This is a genomic window from Streptacidiphilus cavernicola (assembly GCF_042510955.1).
GTDB lineage: Bacteria > Actinomycetota > Actinomycetes > Streptomycetales > Streptomycetaceae > Streptacidiphilus > Streptacidiphilus cavernicola.
In genome coordinates, this window is the sequence record NZ_JBHFAB010000001.1 from 394,161 (window position 1) to 412,215 (window position 18,055).

Genomic DNA, 18,055 nt, shown 5'->3' on the forward strand with positions numbered 1-18,055 from the left:
CTACCAAACGGCAGTGAAACGGATACGCGCCATGGCCGATGGATAACCATGAAAGCGAGAGGACAGATGATCGTCCCACAGCGTTTGGAATCCGTAGGAAAATCACAGGGCCCCACCGATTCGGCGCCTGTGATCTTGAGCACTGCAAAGGCAGGATAATGTCCCGTTTTGACATCAATGGCGAGTGCGGGCCATAGCGGGCAGAACGGCATCATCGACCCTTTACCACCGCCCCGGGTTCCGGGCGAAAAAGTTTTCCCTTTGACATCCACCCCGGCAGCTCGCCTAGCTTGTGCTTCGCACAGGCACGAGAAGAAACTTTGCTTCGAATTTCGAGGAGACGAACCATGCATATCGCCTCAGGACACCGCAGGAAGTACGTCACGACCGCCACCGTGGCCGCGCTCGTCTGCGGAGCCGCCGTGCTCGGCATCACCTCGGCCAGCGCGGACACGTCGACGACCGTGTACAAGGTCGGCAACACCGTCAGCGACTCGACCGGGAACGCGACTCTCGGCCTCTTCTACAACTCCAACTGCGGTGGCGCCACGGCCGACTTCTACGACTCCGTGCCGAACTACGCCGGCTACACCACGCTCACCGGCTCGGGGACCCAGCAGTTCGAGACCACCTACATCTACATCTTCGAGAACCGTGACAGCGCGAACGGGCACGGCGTCGCGGTGAAGAACAACGCCGCCTCGCTGAGGAACTACGGGGCTGCCACCTACAGCCTCTACTACAACAGCGGTTACAGCGGCCACTCGCAGCGGTTCCTGGGCATGGGCGGCACCTGCGTGAACTTCGACTCCACCCTGAAGAACAACAATGCGTCCCAGCAGCAGACGAACTGATCTGCCGTACATGAACCAAAAATAGAGGGCCACCCTGCGGCTGCAGGGTGGCCCTCTCGCCGTGTTCCCGGCTGTGCCTCGTGGCCGAGGGCTACTTCACCGATCCCGCGGTGAGGCCGGAGGCCACCTTGTTCTCGATCAGGGCAAACAGGATGATCACCGGAATGGTGGAGATCACCGCGCCCGCGAACAGGTGCGCCCAGTCCACGTTGTACTGGCCGACGTACTCGGAGAGCTTGAGCGTCAGCGGGTTCAGCGACTTGCCGTCGGTCAGCGTCAACGCGACCACGAACTCGTTCCAGGCCGCGATGAAGGTGAAGATCAGCGCGGTGACGATGCCGGGTGCGGCCAGCGGGATGATCACCCGGAACATGGCGCCGATCCGGGTGCAGCCGTCCATGATGGCCGCCTCCTCGATCTCCTGCGGGATCGAGCTGAAGTAGGCGTTCATGATCCAGATGGCGAAGGCCATGTTGAACCCGGCGTTCACCAGGATCAGCGCCCAGATCGAGTTGTACATCCCGAACCGCTGGAACTCCTGGTAGATGCCCAGGATCATCGCCGTCGGCTGGAACATCTGGGTGACCAGCACCAGCAGCAGGAAGATCCCGCGTCCGCGGAACTTCCGCCGCGCGGTGTAGTAGGCGGCCGGAATGGCGACCAGCAGCACCAGCGCGGTGGATCCGGCGGCGATCTCCAGGCTGCTGGCCAGGCTGGGGCCGAAGCCGGTGGACCAGATGCTGGTGAAGCTCTTGAAGCTGACGGCCGTCGGGAACAGGTTCCGTTCCTTGATCTGGCTGTCCGGCCGCAGGGCGGTCAGGACCATCTCCAGATACGGCAGCAGGAAGACCAGGCCGATCAGGTAGGCGCCACCGGCGATGGCGATGGTGCGCGGCCGGGGCATCCGGCGGGCGGGCCGGGCGGGCCGGGCGGAAGCGGTCAGGGTGGCCATGTCAGTCCTCCGCGGAGTTCCACTTGGATGCCCGCAGGAAGAGCAGGACGATCACGATGATGAAGCCGAAGTTGACCACCGACATCGCAGCGGCCTCACCGATGCTGGTCGACTTCAGCGTGAGCATGAACACGGTGGTGGTCGACGTCTCGTTGCCCGGACCGCCACCGGTCAGCTCGTAGATGATGGGGTACGAGTTGAAGACGTTCATGATGTTGATCAGCGCGGCCACCAGCAGCGCCGGACGCAGCAGCGGCAGGGTGATCGACAGGTAGGTCCGGACCGGGCCGGCGCCGTCCAGCTTGGCCGCCTCGTACACCTCGGCGGGAATCGACTGCAGGCCCGCCAGCAGGGCGTAGGTGGTGAACGGGACCGAGACGAAGACGGCCACGCCCATCTCCCAGCAGAACGCCGAGAACTGACCGCCCAGGTAGTTGGTGCTGTTGTACTGCTTGATGATGCCGAGGTCGTGCAGCAGCACCACGATCGGGCCGTTGCTGGGGTCGAGCATCCACTTGAAGATGATGGAGGTCATCACCACGGAGGCGGCCCAGGGGGCGATCAGGGCCCAGCGGGCGACCTTGCGGCCGGGGAACTCCTTGTTGAACAGCTGGGACACACCCAACGAGACCAGCACGGTGAGGGTGACGACGACGACCACCCAGAGCACGGTGCGGATGATCACACCGGGCAGGTCGGTCTCGTTGAAGAGGGTGGAGAAGTTCGCCCCGCCCGCCGATCCGAGGTCGATGCCGTAGGAGCTGTACTTCTCGAAGGCGGTCTGGATCATTGACACCACCGGCCAGATCACCACGAAGGCGATCAGTGCCGTGGCGGGGAGGATCCACGGGAGCGGGGCCAGCGCACGCAGCAGGCGTCTTCCCGGTGTACCCGAGGGGCGGCCGGGAGGCAGGTCCCGAGCCGGGCCGGCTGCTGCGTCCAGCGCGTCAGCGTGACTCGTCTGTGTCATGGTCAACTCCGTCGGGTGCGCGCCGGGAGGCCGGCACGACGAGGGGTTCCCCGTCGTACCGGCCGCCGACACTGCGGTGATGAGAACTGCGGAAGGACGTCAGCTGGTGGCGGACTTGGCGAAGGACTGCAGGCTGCCCAGCACCGAGGACGGGTTGCCGGTGACGGTGGTGCCCAGGGTGGTCTTCAGCTTGGCCAGCACCGTGTTCCAGTTGGCGTTGGTCGGGTAGCCCACCGAGGTGGCGATGTTGTTGATGAACGCGGCCTGGACCGGGTCGGCCGCGGCCAGCGCCTTGGAGGCCGAGGTGGTGGCCGGGAGCAGGTCGTACTCCTTGGAGAACTGCTGCTGGTACTGGTCGCTGTAGGCGAAGTCCAGGAACTTCTTGATCTGCGCGGCGTGGTTGTTGGCCTTGAAGGCGGTGATGTCGTCGTGCACGCCGAGCGGGGTGGTCAGCGGGCCGCTCTTGCCGGGCATCGCGACGGTGGCGTAGTCCGACGCGGTGAGCTTCGCGTTCTTCTGGATGTCCGGGAGCAGCGCGCCCGAGCCGCCGACCATGCCGACCTGGCCGGACGAGAAGGCGTCCCACATCTGCTGCCGGTTGGTGGTGGCCGGGCTGGGCTCGGTGGCACCGGCGGCGATCAGGCCCTTCAGGAAGGTGAAGGTCCCGACGTTGGCCGCGGAGTTGAGGGTGTAGTTGCCGGAGCCGTCGACGTAGCCGCCGCCGTTGCCCAGCATCCACATGTACGACTCGCCCTGGGGCTCCTCGGAGCCGAGGGGCAGGCCGTAGCCGATGTAGCCCTTGCCGAGCGCCTTGATCTTGGCGGCGTCGGTCTGGATGTCGGCCCAGGTCTGCGGCGGGCTGGCGATGCCGGCCTCGGTGAAGATCTTCTTGTTGTAGAAGAGGGCGCGGGTGCTGGTGGTGAACGGCGCACCGTAGGCGACGCCGTCGGTGCCGTTCTCCTGCTTGGCGAACGACGGGATCAGGTTGCCGATGGTGCTGGCGGACATGACGTCGCTCAGCGGGTACAGCAGGCCGTCGGCGGCGAAGGACTGGGGGGCGTCGCCCTCCATGATGTCCGGGTACTGCTTGTTCTGGAGCATCGTGGTGGTCTTGGTGGTCCAGTCGTTCCAGTCGATGGTCTGGACGTCCACGGTGATGGTCGGGTTGGCCTTGTGGAAGGCGTCCGCGATGCCCTGCCAGTAGGACTGGGAGCTGTTGGCGGTACCGGCCGTGCCGTAGTCGGCGGCGACCAGCTTCAGGGTGACCGCGCCACCGGCGCCGCCGGAGGCCTTGTCGGTCGACGAGGAGGAGGAGCTGCTGCCACAGGCGGTCAGGGCCATGACGCCCGCAACACCGATCGCAGAGAGAGCAAGCACACGACGCTTCACTAAAAACTACCGCCTTCGCAGATGCGAACCCGGTCCTGGCCGGGTCCGAACGTGAGTCCCAGGCCGGCAGCAACCACCGGATGGCGCAAGAGAAACCGCGCCCACTCCGACCGGAAGACCTGCCGTCCCCGCTGTGGGCGCCAGTCTGTCCGCGAGGCGCTCAAGAGGTCTACACCATTTACCGAATAGCTGAACTTCATTGCAGCCTGTGCAACGACAAATAGGGCATAGGGGTAGATTTTCCATCAGCGGAACCCGCTTGACACCGGCCCAGGTGTCGAAAAGTGACGACGCGAAAGGTTCCTGCAGTGAATTTTCTCGAACCCTCTTGCGGAATCGAGGGGCCGATGACCTGCGTTTCCACTTGGTCTAGACCACAAGGTGGCAGGCGTCGGCATCGCCGCAGCTCAGCGGCGCGCGCCGATCCCATCACCCTCGGTGACGGGGCGTCACCCGCCTTCGATTCGCGTATGGATCCGCCCCTGGACCAGACCAATCCTCAAACTGGACTAGACCTCTACTCCCTCGTACAGGGAGACTGTCCCCCGTGAAGCACGTCATCGCACTCGATGTCGGCGGGACCGGCATGAAAGCCGCACTCGTCGCCCAGGACGGTTCGCTCCTGCATGTGGAGCGCCGTTCGACCGGCAGGGAGCACGGGACCGACGCGGTCGTCGCGGCGATCCTGGACTTCGCCGCGCACCTGCGCGACGAGGGCCTGCGCCGCTACGGCACGGCCGCCTCGGCGGCCGGCGTCGCCGTGCCCGGCACCATCGACGAGGAGCACGGCGTCGCCGTGTTCTCCGCCAACCTGGGCTGGCGCGACCTCCCGCTGCGCCGGCTGCTCAGCGACCGGCTGAACCAGGGGTCCGCGGACCTCCCGGTCGCGCTCGGGCACGACGTCCGCAGCGGGGCCCTGGCCGAGGCCCGGATCGGCGCGGGGCGGGGCATCGACCGCTTCCTCTTCATCGCCCTGGGCACCGGCATCGCCGGCGGGATCGGGATCGACGGGCGGATCGAGTCCGGCGCGCACGGCAACGGCGGGGAGATCGGCCACGTGGTGGTCCGCCCCGGCGGGATCCGCTGCGGCTGCGGGGCCCGCGGCTGTCTGGAGACCGTGGCCTCGGCCGGTGCGGTCTCCCGTGCCTGGGCCGCCGCCAGCGGCGATCCGGACCGGGACGGGGCCGACTGCGCCCGCGCGGTCGAGGCCGGCGACAAGCGCGCGATCGAGGTCTGGTCCGAGGCCGTCGCCGCCCTGGCGGACGGGATCGTGCTGGCCCAGAGCCTGCTCGACCCGCGGACGGTGATCATCGGGGGCGGCCTGGCCGAAGCCGGTGACACCCTGTTCACACCCCTGCGCGACGCGGTGGCCGAACGGATCACGTTCCAGGTGCCGCCCGCGCTCGTACCGGCGATGCTCAAAGACACCGCCGGATGCCTGGGCGCAGGGCTGCTCGCCTGGGATCTGCTCTCACTGGAGGTGACCGCGTGAGCAACGCGGACCGCACTGTGCTGGCCGGGGCCAGGCTCGTCCTGCCCACCGGCGTCGTCGACCACGGACGGCTGACCGTCGAGAACGGCCGGATCGCCGAGGTCGTGGCGACCGGACCGGCCGACGCCACTCCCCCGGGCGGAGCAGCCCCGGCGCTCGACCTCGGTGCACTCGACCTCACCGGCTACACCGTCGTCCCCGGCTTCGTGGACATGCACGTGCACGGCGGCGGCGGCGCCTCCTACGCCTCCGGCATCGCCGAGGAGGCCCTGGTCGCGGCCAGGACCCACCTGGAGCACGGCACCACCACCACCGTCGCCAGCACCGTCACCGGGGAGATCGACGAGATCTGCCGACAGGCCTCGGTGCTCAGCGAGCTGGTCGAGGACGGCGTGCTGGCCGGGGTGCACTTCGAGGGCCCGTTCATCAGCATCAACCGCTGCGGCGCGCACCAGCCGGACCTGCTCCGCGACCCGGACCCGGCGCTGGTCCGCAAGCTGGTGGACGCCGCCAGGGGCACCGCGAAGATGGTCACCCTGGCCCCCGAGCTGGAGGGCGGGATCGAGTCGATCCGGCTGCTCAAGGAGCTGGGCGTGATCGCGGCGATCGGCCACACCGACGCCCGCTACGACAAGACGCTGGAGGGGATCGAGGCCGGGGCGACCGTGGCCACCCACCTCTTCAACGCCATGCCCGGCATCGCGCACCGCGCGCCGGGCCCGATCGTGGCGCTGCTGGAGGACGAGCGGGTCACCGTCGAGCTGGTCGGCGACGGGGTGCACCTGCACCCGGCGGTGGTCGACCTGGCCATCAAGGGGGCCGGCCTCGACCGGGTCGCGCTGATCACCGACGCCATGTCGGCGGCCGGCTTCGGCGACGGCCTCTACCCGCTGGGCCCGCTGCAGGTGCGGGTCGAGGACGGGGTGGCCCGGCTGGTCGAGGGCGGCTCCATCGCCGGCAGCACGCTCACCCTGGACGTGGCCTTCCGCCGCGCGGTCGCCCTGAACGGGCTCTCCCTGGTCCGCGCGGCCCAGGTGCTGTCGCTGAACCCGGCGAGGCTGCTCGGGGTGGCCGACCGGGTCGGCTCGATCGAGCCCGGCAAGGACGCGGACCTGGTGGTGCTGGACGACGCCTACGAGCTGGTCGCGGTGATGCGCCGGGGCGAGTGGGCGGTCGGAGCGGGGCAGTTCCAGGTGCCCGCCTCGGTCTGAGCGGGGCGAACACCAGGAGGGCCGAACCGCGCTCACGGTTCGGCCCTCCTGACGTTCGGGTGCGGCGGCTACCAGCCGGACGGGCGGGTGTCCGAGCCGCCGACGGGCGGGGTCAGCGCCAGCTGGTCCAGGTTGAAGGTGCAGTCGGCGCCGGCCACGCAGGACAGCGCCACCGTGTTCGGGCCCTTGTCCAGCGAGATCGTGCGGTAGGTGCTGAACCAGCTGGTCCACTTGCCGTCGCTGCCGTAGTCCTTCAGCGGTATCGGCGAGCTGAGCGGCTTCTGATCGACCGTCACCGCGGCGGACGCGTCCTTGCCGGTCGCGTTGGCGAAGCGGATCCAGAGGTAGTAGTCGCCCTTGGCCGGGGCGGTGACGTTCCAGGTGACCGTCGCGCCGACGTTGGTCATGCCGTCGACGAAGGTGCCGCCCGCACCCAGCGCGCCCTTCCAGTTGTTGTTGGTCTTGGCCCCGCCGGCCAGCGTCATGGTGGCGGCGTCGGCCGGGGGGACCTCGCCCGTGGTCGGGTCCGCGGTCGGGGTGGGCGAGTCGGTGGGGCCGGTGGACGCGGTGGACCCGGCCGGGGCGGTGCTGCTGCCGCCCGCGGTGGGGGACTTGTCCGGGCCGCTGTTGAACAGCGCCACGCAGATGCCGATCACCACCGCGACCACCACCGCGACGGTGCCGATCATCACACCGCGGCTGTTGCGACCGCCGCCGGAGCCCGCGCGGGCCCCGGCCCGACCGCCGGGCTGGGCCGGCGGCGCGCTCTGCTGCCCCGGGTACGGGCCGGACGGCGCCCCGTACTGCTGCGGCTGGGAGCCGGGCGCGGTGTACTTCGCCGTCGGCTGGTCCTGGTGCGGCAGCTGCGGGTAGCCCTGCGGGGTCTGCTGCGGCTGCTGTCCGTACTGGGTCCGGCCGACCTGGGTCGCCTGGTGGTACGAGGTCCGCGGCACGCCGGGAAGCGGTGACGTCTCCTGCGCCGCCGACCCGGCCTCGCCCTCTCCCCGGTACAGGTAGGCGAACGGGTCGTCGTCCTCGGGCACGCCGTGGTTCTCGGACGACATCGAGATCTCAACTCCCCAGGGGTGGACACACCTATCACCGGGCAGACTACCTGCCGCGCATGACAAGGGGGTAAGCGCGAGGTCAGCCCGCCCTGCGGTGCGAACGGTTCCCGCTGCCCGGCGGACGTCCGGGCAGGCCCGCGGCGCCCGCGCGGGCCCGCTTCTCCAGGTACATCCGCTCGTCCGCGGTGTGCAGCACCTCGTCTATGGACATCCCGCAGCCCGCCCAGCCTATGCCCAGGCTCACACCGACCCGGACCGCCCGGCCGTCCACCCGCATCGGCGGGATGATCGCCGTGCGCAGCCGGCCGGCCAGGTCCTTGGCCTCGTCCCGGCCCACGCCGTCGGCCAGCACCACGAACTCGTCGCCGCCGAGCCGGGCCACCGTGTCACCCTCACGGACGACGTGCTGCAGCCGCCGGGCCACCTCGATCAGCACCGCGTCGCCCGCGTTGTGGCCGAACCGGTCGTTGATCGACTTGAAGCCGTCCAGGTCGCAGAACAGCACCGCCAGGCCGCGCCCGCCGCGCCCCTCCGGGTCCGGGTCGTCCGGCAGCACCGCGTGCACATGGTCGAAGCCGTCGTACCCACCGTACGGGCCGGCGTGCGGGGCCGGCTGGTAGCCGTGCCCGGCCGACGCGGTGACCGCCCGGTGCTCCTCGGTCTGCTCCTGGCCGGTCAGCGGCTGCCCGGTCCGCGGCTGCTCGCAGAGCCGCCGGGTGAGCCGGGCCCGTAGCTCGGCCGCGTTGGGCAGGCCGGTCAGCGCGTCGTGGCTGGCCCGGTGCGCGAGCTGGAGCTCGTGCCGCTTGCGGTCCTCGATGTCCTCGATGTGGGTGAGCAGGAAGCGGGCGCCCTCCTCGGTGTCGGCGACCACCGAGTTCCGCAGGTGCACCCAGAGGTAGCCGCCGTCGCGGCGGGCAAGCCTCACCTCGGCCCGGCCGTTCTCGGCCGAGACCCGGCGCAGCAGCCCCTCGTCGTCCGGGTGGACCAGGTCCTCGAAGCTCTGCCGCTGCAACGAGGTGCGCGGGCGGCCGAGCAGCCGGCACAGGGCGTCGTTGACCCGGGTGAGCTTGCCGCGCTGGACCCCGTGCAGTTCGGTGATGGCCATCCCGCTGGGCGCGTACTCGAACGCCTGGCGGAAGCTCTCCTCGCTGGCCCGCAGGGTGTGCTGCTCGCGCTCCAGCCGGGCCAGCGCCCGCTGCATCTCGGCGCGCAGCCGGGCGTTGCCGATGGCTATCCCGGCCTGCTGGCTGAACATCTCCAGCGACTCGCGGGTCCACGGCCCGGGACGGCGGCCGTTGCGCGGGCGGTCCACCGAGAGCACGCCGAGCAGTTCGCCGCCCAGGCTGTACATCGGGGCGAGCAGGACGTCGTCCGGGTGCCAGGGGGTGATCTGCGGCCCGGCCGCGGGGGAGAGCCCACCGCCGCTGCCGCCCCAGGCGGGCAGGTCCGCGGCGCGGGCCCAGCTGCGCTCGTGCGGGACGAAGACCAGCGAGCCCCAGACCTCGCCGACGTTGAGCAGCCGGTTCCAGGACTCGCGGGAGCCGATCTGGCCGAGCAGCCCGTCGATGCCGTAGCCGGTGTCGGCGGTCTCGCCGGGGGTGTCCTGGTCGCCGGGATCGGGGTGCACGCCGTGCGAGCCGTCGGTCCAGGCGGCGGCGACGACCAGGTCGCCGTCCGGGCGGACCAGGTTGACCACGGCGCTCTCGAAGCCGAGGCCGGTCACCGCGCCCTCGACCACGGCCTGCAACGTACCGGCCAGGCTGCGGGCGGCGTTCAGGTCGGCCACGACCCGGTGCAGGGTGCGCAGGGTCGCGAGACGGACGTAGGGCTCCGACTCGGGGTCCATCACGCACTCCCTCCGTGAGACTCGGGAACAAACTGAATCACAGGGAGCACACCAATAGGCACGCTGGGTCAGCAAATGGACGGCACTTGTGACCCAACTCACACAACTGATCGACCCTCGACGCTGTCGGCCCCGCCTAGGTCCCCCGACGGGGTCTGGTCTACACCCATCGCCCGATGCGGTCGACCGCTCCACGAAGATACGGTGCGTTACGTGTACAACGCCGCGCAGCACTCCGCCAACGGTTCCGGCACCGGCCCGACCGCCGCTCCCGAGCCCCGCCAGGCCACTCCCGAGGAGTTCCGGGCCGCCCTCGGCCAGTTGGCCTCGGGGGTGGTGCTGCTGACGGCGCACGACCCCGAGGACGGACCGCGCGGCGAGGACCTCGGGATGACCGCCACCGCGTTCCTCTCGGTGTCGCTGGAGCCGCCGCTGGTGCTGGTCTCGGTCCGGGAGGACTCCCGGATGGAGGAGGCGCTGTCCCGGGTCGACACCTGGGCGGTGTCCGTGCTCGGCGCGGACCAGCGCCCTGCGGCGGCCCGCTTCGCGATGAAGGGCCGGGTCAGCGACCGGCTGCTGTTCGCCGACCTGCCGCACCGCCGCGGCGACGCCTCGGGGGCGCCGCTGGTGGACGGGGCGCTGGCGACCGTGGAGTGCCGCACCGAGCAGCGGATACCCGCCGGGGACCACGTGCTGCTGATCGGCCGGGTGCTGGCCGCGCGGGTGCCCGGCTCCGAGCAGGGCCCGCTGCTCTACTTCCGGGGCCAGTACCGGCAGCTGGGCTAGTCGAACCTGCCCGAGCGGCCTCGCTTGACGTCGGCCCGGCGCTTCTTGTCGGTGAGCCGCCGCTCCACCGTCCCCCGGCTGGGGCGGGTGGCCCGGCGGGTCCGCGGCGGCGGCGCCACCGCGTCGCTCAGCAGGGCGCCCAGCCGCACCGCGGCGGCCTCCCGGTTGCGCCACTGCGAGCGGTGCTCGGAGGACCGCACGACCAGGACCGCGCCGTCCACCAGGCGGCCGGAGAGCCGCTCCAGCGCGCGCTCCTTCCAGACCTGGGGCAGCACCGCCGAGGCGGCGACGTCGAACCGCAGCTCGACCTGGGTGTCGGAGGTGTTCACATGCTGGCCGCCCGGACCGGACGAGCGAGAGAAACGCCACATCAGCTCGGCGTCGGGCACGACGACCGAGCCGCGGACGCGGACGGGAAGGGACATGCCCCCATGATCCCCGCTCCCGGCCGCCGACCGCCAGGGGTTTAGGTTCCGCGGCGTGGGAGCATCGTCCGGTGATCGACCTCGGCTACTCGCTGTCCACCCGCTTCCCCGACCCCCCGCAGACCGACTACCGCAGCGTCGGCGCCCGCGCCCTGCGGCACGACCTGTTCAGCGGGGACGTCCACCTGGAGGCGGACGGGCGGGAGCTGTCCACCGCCTGGGGCTGGGTGCCGGTGCTGGACTTCGCCTGGGCGCTCTGCGACATCGTCGAGGAGCTGGACCGGGACCCGGCCGGCCCACGGGCCTCGCGGCTGCAGCAGGCCGAGCTGGACTTCACCGAGTCGGCCGACCGGCTGCGGTTCAGCCGCCGCTTCAACTGGGTGGAGATCCGCGCCGACTGGACCGAGGCGCCGCCGGTCACCGTCCGGCACCCCGAACTCCGGCGGGAGGCGCGGGACTTCCTGCAGGACCTGATCGCTGACCTGTCCGACCTGCACGAGGGCTTCGCCGACAACGCCACCGTATGGGACGTACAGGCACGGTATCCGCGGGTCCGGTAGGGAACCGTAAGAGGGCCGCCCCGCGTTCTTACCGGTAGCCGAAATCGACGCAGGATCAGGAAGGGGCCACCACCATGCCGGTAAGCCTGTCCAAGGGCGGAAACGTCTCGCTCACCAAGGAGGCGCCCGGTCTCACCGCCATCACCGTCGGCCTGGGCTGGGACGTCCGCACCACCACCGGGACGGACTTCGACCTGGACGCCAGCGCCATCGTCCTGGACACCTCGGGCAAGGTCCTCTCGGACAAGCACTTCGTGTTCTTCAACAACACCTCGACCCCGGACCAGACAGTGGTCCACACCGGTGACAACCTGACCGGCCAGGGCGACGGCGACGACGAGCAGATCAAGGTGAACCTGGCCGGCCTGCCCCCCGAGGCCGACAAGATCGTGTTCCCGGTGTCGATCTACGACGCCGACAACCGCAGCCAGAACTTCGGCCAGGTCCGCAGCGCGTTCATCCGGGTGGTCAACCAGGCAGGCGAGGCCGAGATCGCCCGCTACGACCTCAGCGAGGACGCCGCGACCGAGACCGCGATGGTCTTCGGCGAGATCTACCGCAACGGTGCCGAGTGGAAGTTCCGCGCCACCGGCCAGGGCTACGCCTCGGGCCTGTCCGGGATCGCCCGCGACTTCGGCGTCAGCCTGTAGCGGAGCGGCAACGGCGAACGGGGCCACCGGAGTTCCTCCGGTGGCCCCGTTCCGTCAGCGCGGGGCGGGCAGTCGGTCCAGGAAGACCTGGAAGGCGGTCGGTTCCACCTTGGTCACCCCGCTGAAGGGGTAGTTCATCTCCTTGATCAGGATCAGCGACCCCACCACCAGTGCCGTCAGGGTCAGCACCATCAGGGCGTGGGCCAGCGAGTTGGACAGGCCGAAGAGGTAGGTGAAGCCGATCGTCAGCACCGCGCCGAGGATCAGCGCCCCCCAGAGGATCGGCGGCACCGAGTCCTCGACTTCCGTCAGCCGCTCCCTGCGCTCGGTCGCCAGCGCCTCCACGTGGGACACCGCGTGGTCGAACAGCACCTGCTGGGCCGGCGTGGTCGGCTGGTAGGAGTTGACGGCGTCACGGATCGCGTAGACCTCCTGGGTGGCCTCGGGGCTGCTCTTGTGGTCCGCCATCAGCGGCCACTCGGTGTCCTCGACGGTGTGGGCGTAGTCGAGGGTCGCGTGCTCGATGGTGGCGCCCAGCGGCAGCGGCATGTCACGGGAGATCCAGTAGATCCCCGCCAGTGCGTCCGCCTCCTGGAAGGTGGTCTGCCGGGCCGCGTCGACGTTCTCCCAGACCGAGATGACGACGAACCCCAGCAGCACCGCGTAGAGCACCCCCACCCCGGCGAAGATGAAGCCGGCGACGTCGTTGTGGCCCTCCCTGGACGGATGCGGGACGAACCGCTGCACCGCCCAGAGCAGGACCACCGAGAGGGCCAGCGAACCAGCGAAGATCAGGATGTCCGACCAGTTCACCCGGTCACGCTCCTTCCGGTCCGGGCCGGGGGCTCAGTCGCGCGGATGCGCCACCTCGACGTTCTCCAGCACCCCGATCGCGTCCGGGACCAGCACCGCGGCCGAGAAGTAGGTGCTGACCAGGTACTGGATCACGGCCTTCTCGTTGATCCCCATGAAGCGGACCGACAGGCCGGGCTCGTACTCGTCCGGCAGGCCGGTCTGGTGCAGCCCGACCACGCCCTGGTTGTCCTCGCCGGTGCGCAGCACCAGGATCGAGCTGGTGTGGCCGCCGTTGACCGGGATCTTGCCGCAGGGGAAGATCGGCACCCCGCGCCAGGACGGGATCCGGTGCCCGCCGACGTCCACCGCGTCCGGGTAGAGACCGCGCTTGCTGCACTCGCGGCCGAACGCGGCGATGGCCCGCGGGTGGGCCAGGAACATGCTGGATCCGCGGCGGCGGGACAGCAGCTCGTCCATGTCGTCCGGAGTGGGCGGGCCGCCGTGGGTGTGGATCCGCTGCTCGTGCTCGGCGTTGTGCAGCAGCCCGAACTCCGGGTTGTTGACCATCTCGTACTCCTGCCGCTCGCGCAGGGCCTCGACGGTGAGCTTGAGCTGCTGCTCGATCTGGTTCATCGGCTGGTTGTAGAGGTCGGCGACCCGGCTGTGCACCTGCAGCACGGTCTGCGCGACGCTCAACTCGTACTCACGCGGCGCGAGTTCGTAGTCCACATAGGTGCCGGGCAGTTCCTCCTCGCCCTCGTGCCCGGCGGCCAGCTCGATCGCGGCCTGCCCGTGCTTGTCCTGCGCCAGCTCGGCCTCGGCCAGGAACAGGTCGACCTGGACCCGGAGTTCCGGGGAGCGGTCGACCAGGCCGGCGAAGGCCTCCTTGGGCAGCGCGAGCAGGGTGCCCGCGGTGGCCGCCTTGGCGGTGTAGGCCCAGGTGGTGCCGGCCCCGGTGAGCACCTCCGTCATCGCCTCGTCGCCGAAGTGGTCGCCGTTGGCCAGGGTGCCGAGGACGGCGTCGTGGTCGCCGAACTTGCCGTCCCCCAGCTTGCGGATCTTGCCGTGCGCGACCACCAGGACGTGGTCGACCGGGGCGCCGCGCTGGGCGATGACCTCGCCCGCCTCGAACTCGCGCTGGGCGAACCGCCCGGCCAGCTCGGTGAGCAGTTCCTGGTCGTCGAACCCGCGCAGCACCGGCAGCTCGCCGAGGGTGGGCGGGACGATCCGCACCTCCGAGCCGGTCTGGGCGAAACTGAGCCGCCCGCGACCGGTGGAGTAGGTGAGCCTCCGGTTGACCCGGTAGGTGCCGCCGGCGACCTGGACCCACGGCAGCATCTTCAGCAGCCACCGCGAGGTGATGCCCTGCATCTGCGGGGGCGTCTTGGTGGTGGTCGCGAGATTCTTTGCCGCTGCCGTACCGAGAGCGGTCTGCTGGTCCGTCATCTGCTACTGCCTCCCCAGAACGTGTGACCTGCGGTTCCAGAGTGTCGGCTGACCAGGCAACCTTCCATTCCCCGATCGAGTGCACATGTTCGACACCCATTCGGGGTAGCCCCAGCGGCTGTTCGCATATGCCAGTGGTTACCGGCCGGAAGCATCACCCTGTGTCGACGCGGCGTCACCCAGCGCGTCCAGCAGGTGCGGCCAGGCGGTGGAGAGCGGGTCGATCAGTCCGTAGTGCTCCATCCCCGGCAGCTCCACCAGCCGGACCGGATCGCCCATCCGCTCGGCCAGCGCCGCGTACTCCCGGCTCATCGCGGCCGGGACCTCCTCGTCGTCGCTGCCGTGCAGCAGCGTCACCGGGACGCCGAGCGGCAGCAGCGCGCCCGGGTCGGCCAGCGCGTAGCGGTCGGGGACGGCGTCGACGTTGCCGCCGAGCAGGGTGGCGGTCGCGCCCCGGCCCAGGCCCCAGATGTCGGCGAGGGCCAGCGAGGCGCAGCCGGCCAGTGACACCACCGCGTCCGGGCGCCACTCGGTGCGCCACGGCGAGCCGACCGGGAGCCGGTGCCGGGCGGCGGCCCACAGCGCGAGGTGGCCGCCGGCCGAGTGGCCGACCAGCACGGTGCGCTTGGTGCGGATGCCCCGGGCGACGGTGATGGTCCGCAGCGACTCGGTGAGGATCGCCAGGTCGTCGAAGGTGCCCGGCCAGCCCCCGCCGGGCGAGCCCACCCGCCGGTACTCGGGCACGGCGACGGCGAAGCCGACCCGGGCCAGCGCGTCGGCCAGCGGCCCGGTGTGCGCGCGGTCGTAGGCGGCCCGCCAGAAGCCGCCGTGGACCAGCACCACCAGGGTGCCCGCGGCGCCGCCGGGCGGCAGCCGCAGGTCGACCACCTGCTCGGGGTGCGGCCCGTAGCGGGCGGTGTGGTCCGGCGGCGGGGCGGGGCGGGACAGGACGTCGTCGCTCGCGCTCACGGTGCTCCTCGCTGTGATGGGGTGTCAGGACGGTTCGACCGGCCGCCAGAGCAGCGGGCTGGAGAGGATCATCGTGCTGGCCGGCTGCCCGTACGCGGACAGCCGGTCGATCAGCGCCTCGAACTCCGCCATGGACGCTACCGCCACCATCAGCACGCAGCAGGCGTCTCCGGTCACCCGGTGCAGTTGCAGTACTTCCGGCCAGTCGGCGACGGCCGGGTCGCGCAGTACACAGCGCGGGCCGTAGCACTGCACCTGGACCAGCGCGGTCACCGGCCGTCCGGCCCGGACCAGGTCGACCCGGGCGTGGTAGCCGGTGAGCACCCCGGCCGCCTCCAGCCGGCGCACCCGCTCGGCGACCGCGGGCGAGGACAGGTTCACCCGCCGCGACAGCTCGTTGAAGGACAGCCGCGCGTCCTGCTGCAACTCGGCCAGCAACCGCCGGTCCACCGCGTCCACAGCCTCTGCCTTTCGTTCGCAAACCCCGGGTGGTGATCTGCCTCGCCCATGGTAGGCCGGGGGTCCCAAGTGGCATCCGACGGCCATTCAGCAGAGGCTCGAAACGATCGAGAATGGCGGCAGCGACCCGAGGAGAACCGCGATGGAACCCAGACTCGACTTCAGCGCCGAGCCCACCACCCCGTACGCCGCCTACGCGGGCATCGACGCCCTGCACGCGCTGCAGCACCCGCGCAGCAAGGAGCCGGCCGAGCGGACCTTCATCGTCGCCACCCAGGTCATGGAACTGCTGTTCGCCCAGCTCAGAGTGGAGTGGACCAGCGCGCAGCACGCGCTGCGGGCCGACGACCTGACCGGCGCGAGCGCCGCGCTGCGCCGCGGCCTCGGCGTCCAGGAGGTGCTGGTCGGCTCCTGGGAGCTGCTGGCGACCATGACGCCGGTCGAGTTCGGCGCATTCCGCCCGTACCTCGGCGAGGCCAGCGGCTTCCAGTCGTTCAGCTACCTGCACCTGGAGTTCCTGCTCGGCAACAAGAGCGAGCGGCTGCTCGACCTGTACGCGGGCCACCCCCGGGTGCACGCCGAGCTGGCCGAGACGCTGCGCGGCCCCTCCCTGTACCAGGACGCGGAGGCGGTGCTGGCCCGGCGCGGGCTGACCGGCCCCGGGGCCTGGGTCACCGTCTACGGCGACCCGGCGTACGCCGACCTGGCCCGGCTCGGCGAGCTGCTGCTGGACGTCGCGGAGCGGGTCACCCGGTGGCGGCAGCGGCACCTCAGCTCGGTGAAGCGGACCATGGGCGCCAAGCCCGGCACCGGCGGCTCCAGCGGTCTGAGCTGGCTCCGCAAGGCCGCCGAGCAGGACGTCTTCCCCGAGTTGTGGGAGGCCCGCAATGCCCTCTGAGCTGCCGCTGCCGCGTTCGGCGGCGGAGGCGCTGGACGCCGCCGACCCGCTGCGCGGCTTCCGCGACCGCTTCACCCTGCCCGAGGGCGTCCTCTACCTGGACGGGAACTCACTCGGCGCACTACCCGCGCACACCCCGGCTCACATTTCCCGAATGGTGGAACAGGAGTGGGGCGGCGGACTGATCCGCAGCTGGAACGAGGCCGGCTGGTACGACCTGCCGCGCGGCCTCGGCGACCGGATCGCCCCGCTGGTCGGCGCGGCGGCCGGGCAGACCGTGGTCTGCGACTCCACCTCGGTGAACCTCTTCAAGGTGCTCACCACCGCGCTGCGGCTGCGCCCCGAGCGCCGGGCGATCGTCTCCGAGCTGGGCAGCTTCCCCACCGACCTCTATCTGACCGAGGGGGCGGCCCCGGCCCACGAACGCCGGCTGATCAGCCGGGACGGGGACACCCTGCGGGAACTGGACGAGCTGCTCGACCAGGACGTCGCGGTGGTGCTGCTCTCCCACGTCGACTACCGCACCGGACGGCTCCAGGACATGGCCGCGGTCACCGAGCTGATCCACCGTCACGGCGCGCTGGTGGTCTGGGACCTGTGCCACTCGGTCGGCGCGCTGCCGGTCCGGCTGGACGCCTGCGACGCGGACTTCGCGGTCGGCTGCACGTACAAGTACCTCAACGGCGGCCCCGGCTCCCCCGCCTTCCTCTACGCCGCCGAGCGCCACCACGACCGCGCGGAGCAGCCGCTGACCGGCTGGTTCGGGCACGCCGACCCGTTCGCCTTCGAGCCCGGCTACCGTCCCGCGCCCGGCATCGGCCGCTTCCTCACCGGCACCCCGCCGCTGCTCAGCCTGGCCGGCCTGGCCGCCGCGCTGGACCTCTGGCAGGACGTGGACCTAGGCGCGCTGCGGGCCAAGAGCCTGGCCCTGACCTCGCTGTTCCTCCAGCTCACCGAACCGCTGGGGCTGCCCTCGCTGACGCCCGCCGAGCCGTCCGAGCGCGGCAGCCAGGTCTCGCTGCGGCACCCGCAGGCCTACCCGGTGATGCAGGCGCTGATCGAGCGCGGCCTGATCGGCGACTTCCGCGCCCCGGACGTGCTGCGCTTCGGCTTCACCCCGCTCTACCTGAGCCACGCCCAGGTCTGGGACGCGGCCGAGGCCCTGCGCGACGTGCTGGCCACCGGGGTGTGGCGCGAGCCCCGCTTCGCCGCCGCGGCCGGAGCGGTGACCTGACAGCAGCATCATTGCTGGACACCCCTGTCGCTCCCGGCGGCCCCGCTGCCAG

At 70.8% G+C, this 18,055-nt stretch carries 18 protein-coding genes; 8 read left to right on the forward strand and 10 right to left on the reverse strand.

Annotated elements, in window-relative coordinates; all coding sequences use genetic code 11:
- Positions 1-347 precede the first annotated feature (347 nt).
- Positions 348-854, forward strand: coding sequence for a hypothetical protein (locus tag ACEZDE_RS01730; RefSeq protein ID WP_380530930.1), 507 nt, complete (start codon positions 348-350; stop codon positions 852-854).
- 91 nt (positions 855-945) lie between these two features.
- On the opposite strand, the gene ACEZDE_RS01735 is transcribed toward ACEZDE_RS01730, so the two are convergent.
- From ACEZDE_RS01735 to ACEZDE_RS01745, 3 genes are all read right to left on the reverse strand, one after another.
- The gene (locus tag ACEZDE_RS01735; protein ID WP_380530933.1) at positions 946-1,806 is read right to left on the reverse strand and encodes a carbohydrate ABC transporter permease; all 861 of its coding nucleotides are present in this window, start codon (positions 1,804-1,806) and stop codon (positions 946-948) included.
- Between the two features lies 1 nt (position 1,807).
- On the reverse strand, positions 1,808-2,776 hold the full coding sequence (locus ACEZDE_RS01740) for a carbohydrate ABC transporter permease (RefSeq protein WP_380530936.1): 969 nt from the start codon (positions 2,774-2,776) through the stop codon (positions 1,808-1,810).
- Between the two features lie 99 nt (positions 2,777-2,875).
- Positions 2,876-4,117, reverse strand: a complete 1,242-nt coding sequence (locus ACEZDE_RS01745) for an extracellular solute-binding protein (RefSeq protein ID WP_380530939.1) — start codon at positions 4,115-4,117, stop codon at positions 2,876-2,878.
- Positions 4,118-4,712: 595 nt separating this feature from the next.
- On the opposite strand from ACEZDE_RS01745, the gene ACEZDE_RS01750 reads away from it, so the two are divergent.
- Positions 4,713-5,657, forward strand: a complete 945-nt coding sequence (locus ACEZDE_RS01750) for an ROK family protein (RefSeq protein ID WP_380530942.1) — start codon at positions 4,713-4,715, stop codon at positions 5,655-5,657.
- Complete coding sequence (gene nagA / locus ACEZDE_RS01755; RefSeq protein ID WP_380530945.1) at positions 5,600-6,868, forward strand: N-acetylglucosamine-6-phosphate deacetylase; 1,269 nt, start codon at positions 5,600-5,602, stop codon at positions 6,866-6,868. The genes ACEZDE_RS01750 and nagA overlap by 58 nt, the downstream gene beginning before the upstream one ends.
- 68 nt (positions 6,869-6,936) lie before the next feature.
- Here nagA and ACEZDE_RS01760 read toward each other — a convergent pair whose 3' ends face one another.
- Together ACEZDE_RS01760 and ACEZDE_RS01765 are read right to left on the reverse strand one after the other, a co-directional pair.
- Positions 6,937-7,932, reverse strand: coding sequence for a carbohydrate-binding protein (locus ACEZDE_RS01760; RefSeq protein ID WP_380530948.1), 996 nt, complete (start codon positions 7,930-7,932; stop codon positions 6,937-6,939).
- Between the two features lie 82 nt (positions 7,933-8,014).
- Positions 8,015-9,781: a diguanylate cyclase domain-containing protein gene (locus ACEZDE_RS01765; RefSeq protein WP_380530951.1), complete on the reverse strand. Its 1,767-nt coding sequence runs from the start codon at positions 9,779-9,781 to the stop codon at positions 8,015-8,017.
- Positions 9,782-9,994: 213 nt separating this feature from the next.
- Here ACEZDE_RS01765 and ACEZDE_RS01770 point away from each other — a divergent pair, with 213 nt between their 5' ends.
- On the forward strand, positions 9,995-10,567 hold the full coding sequence (locus ACEZDE_RS01770) for a flavin reductase family protein (RefSeq protein WP_380530954.1): 573 nt from the start codon (positions 9,995-9,997) through the stop codon (positions 10,565-10,567).
- Here the strand turns inward: ACEZDE_RS01770 and arfB are convergent.
- Complete coding sequence (gene arfB / locus ACEZDE_RS01775) at positions 10,564-10,992, reverse strand: alternative ribosome rescue aminoacyl-tRNA hydrolase ArfB (protein ID WP_380530957.1); 429 nt, start codon at positions 10,990-10,992, stop codon at positions 10,564-10,566. The two genes, ACEZDE_RS01770 and arfB, sit on opposite strands and share 4 nt — an antisense overlap.
- A gap of 71 nt (positions 10,993-11,063) precedes the next feature.
- On the opposite strand from arfB, the gene ACEZDE_RS01780 reads away from it, so the two are divergent.
- Together ACEZDE_RS01780 and ACEZDE_RS01785 are read left to right on the forward strand one after the other, a co-directional pair.
- On the forward strand, positions 11,064-11,552 hold the full coding sequence (locus tag ACEZDE_RS01780) for a hypothetical protein (protein ID WP_380530960.1): 489 nt from the start codon (positions 11,064-11,066) through the stop codon (positions 11,550-11,552).
- Positions 11,553-11,626: 74 nt separating this feature from the next.
- Positions 11,627-12,202, forward strand: coding sequence for a TerD family protein (locus ACEZDE_RS01785; protein ID WP_380530962.1), 576 nt, complete (start codon positions 11,627-11,629; stop codon positions 12,200-12,202).
- 54 nt (positions 12,203-12,256) lie between these two features.
- On the opposite strand, the gene ACEZDE_RS01790 is transcribed toward ACEZDE_RS01785, so the two are convergent.
- The 4 genes from ACEZDE_RS01790 to ACEZDE_RS01805 form a co-directional block, all read right to left on the reverse strand.
- Positions 12,257-13,015: a bestrophin-like domain gene (locus ACEZDE_RS01790; RefSeq protein ID WP_380530965.1), complete on the reverse strand. Its 759-nt coding sequence runs from the start codon at positions 13,013-13,015 to the stop codon at positions 12,257-12,259.
- 33 nt (positions 13,016-13,048) lie between these two features.
- Positions 13,049-14,443: a family 2B encapsulin nanocompartment shell protein gene (locus ACEZDE_RS01795; RefSeq protein ID WP_380530968.1), complete on the reverse strand. Its 1,395-nt coding sequence runs from the start codon at positions 14,441-14,443 to the stop codon at positions 13,049-13,051.
- A gap of 138 nt (positions 14,444-14,581) precedes the next feature.
- Positions 14,582-15,412, reverse strand: coding sequence for an alpha/beta hydrolase family protein (locus ACEZDE_RS01800; RefSeq protein ID WP_380530971.1), 831 nt, complete (start codon positions 15,410-15,412; stop codon positions 14,582-14,584).
- A 24-nt stretch (positions 15,413-15,436) separates the two neighbouring features.
- A complete protein-coding gene (locus tag ACEZDE_RS01805) occupies positions 15,437-15,871 on the reverse strand; it encodes an Lrp/AsnC family transcriptional regulator (RefSeq protein WP_380530973.1) in 435 nt (144 codons plus the stop codon).
- A gap of 142 nt (positions 15,872-16,013) precedes the next feature.
- On the opposite strand from ACEZDE_RS01805, the gene ACEZDE_RS01810 reads away from it, so the two are divergent.
- Together ACEZDE_RS01810 and kynU are read left to right on the forward strand one after the other, a co-directional pair.
- The gene (locus tag ACEZDE_RS01810; protein WP_380530975.1) at positions 16,014-16,769 is read left to right on the forward strand and encodes a tryptophan 2,3-dioxygenase; all 756 of its coding nucleotides are present in this window, start codon (positions 16,014-16,016) and stop codon (positions 16,767-16,769) included.
- Positions 16,759-18,003 carry a kynureninase gene (gene kynU, locus ACEZDE_RS01815; protein ID WP_380530978.1) on the forward strand — a complete coding sequence of 415 codons (1,245 nt, stop codon included), beginning with the start codon at positions 16,759-16,761 and terminating at the stop codon, positions 18,001-18,003. The genes ACEZDE_RS01810 and kynU overlap by 11 nt, the downstream gene beginning before the upstream one ends.
- The last annotated feature ends 52 nt before the right edge of the window (positions 18,004-18,055 follow it).

What these genes read in the sequence shown, in the direction of transcription:
- ACEZDE_RS01810 (WP_380530975.1), top strand. Translation starts at nt 16,014, where the DNA reads ATGGAACCCAGACTCGACTTCAGCGCCGAGCCCACCACCCCGTACGCC.
- ACEZDE_RS01795 (WP_380530968.1), bottom strand. Translation starts at nt 14,443, where the DNA reads ATGACGGACCAGCAGACCGCTCTCGGTACGGCAGCGGCAAAGAATCTC.
- ACEZDE_RS01760 (WP_380530948.1), bottom strand. Translation starts at nt 7,932, where the DNA reads ATGTCGTCCGAGAACCACGGCGTGCCCGAGGACGACGACCCGTTCGCC.
- nagA (WP_380530945.1), top strand. Translation starts at nt 5,600, where the DNA reads ATGCCTGGGCGCAGGGCTGCTCGCCTGGGATCTGCTCTCACTGGAGGT.
- ACEZDE_RS01740 (WP_380530936.1), bottom strand. Translation starts at nt 2,776, where the DNA reads ATGACACAGACGAGTCACGCTGACGCGCTGGACGCAGCAGCCGGCCCG.
- ACEZDE_RS01745 (WP_380530939.1), bottom strand. Translation starts at nt 4,117, where the DNA reads ATGGCCCTGACCGCCTGTGGCAGCAGCTCCTCCTCCTCGTCGACCGAC.
- ACEZDE_RS01735 (WP_380530933.1), bottom strand. Translation starts at nt 1,806, where the DNA reads ATGGCCACCCTGACCGCTTCCGCCCGGCCCGCCCGGCCCGCCCGCCGG.
- ACEZDE_RS01765 (WP_380530951.1), bottom strand. Translation starts at nt 9,781, where the DNA reads ATGGACCCCGAGTCGGAGCCCTACGTCCGTCTCGCGACCCTGCGCACC.
- kynU (WP_380530978.1), top strand. Translation starts at nt 16,759, where the DNA reads ATGCCCTCTGAGCTGCCGCTGCCGCGTTCGGCGGCGGAGGCGCTGGAC.
- ACEZDE_RS01730 (WP_380530930.1), top strand. Translation starts at nt 348, where the DNA reads ATGCATATCGCCTCAGGACACCGCAGGAAGTACGTCACGACCGCCACC.
- arfB (WP_380530957.1), bottom strand. Translation starts at nt 10,992, where the DNA reads ATGTCCCTTCCCGTCCGCGTCCGCGGCTCGGTCGTCGTGCCCGACGCC.
- ACEZDE_RS01785 (WP_380530962.1), top strand. Translation starts at nt 11,627, where the DNA reads ATGCCGGTAAGCCTGTCCAAGGGCGGAAACGTCTCGCTCACCAAGGAG.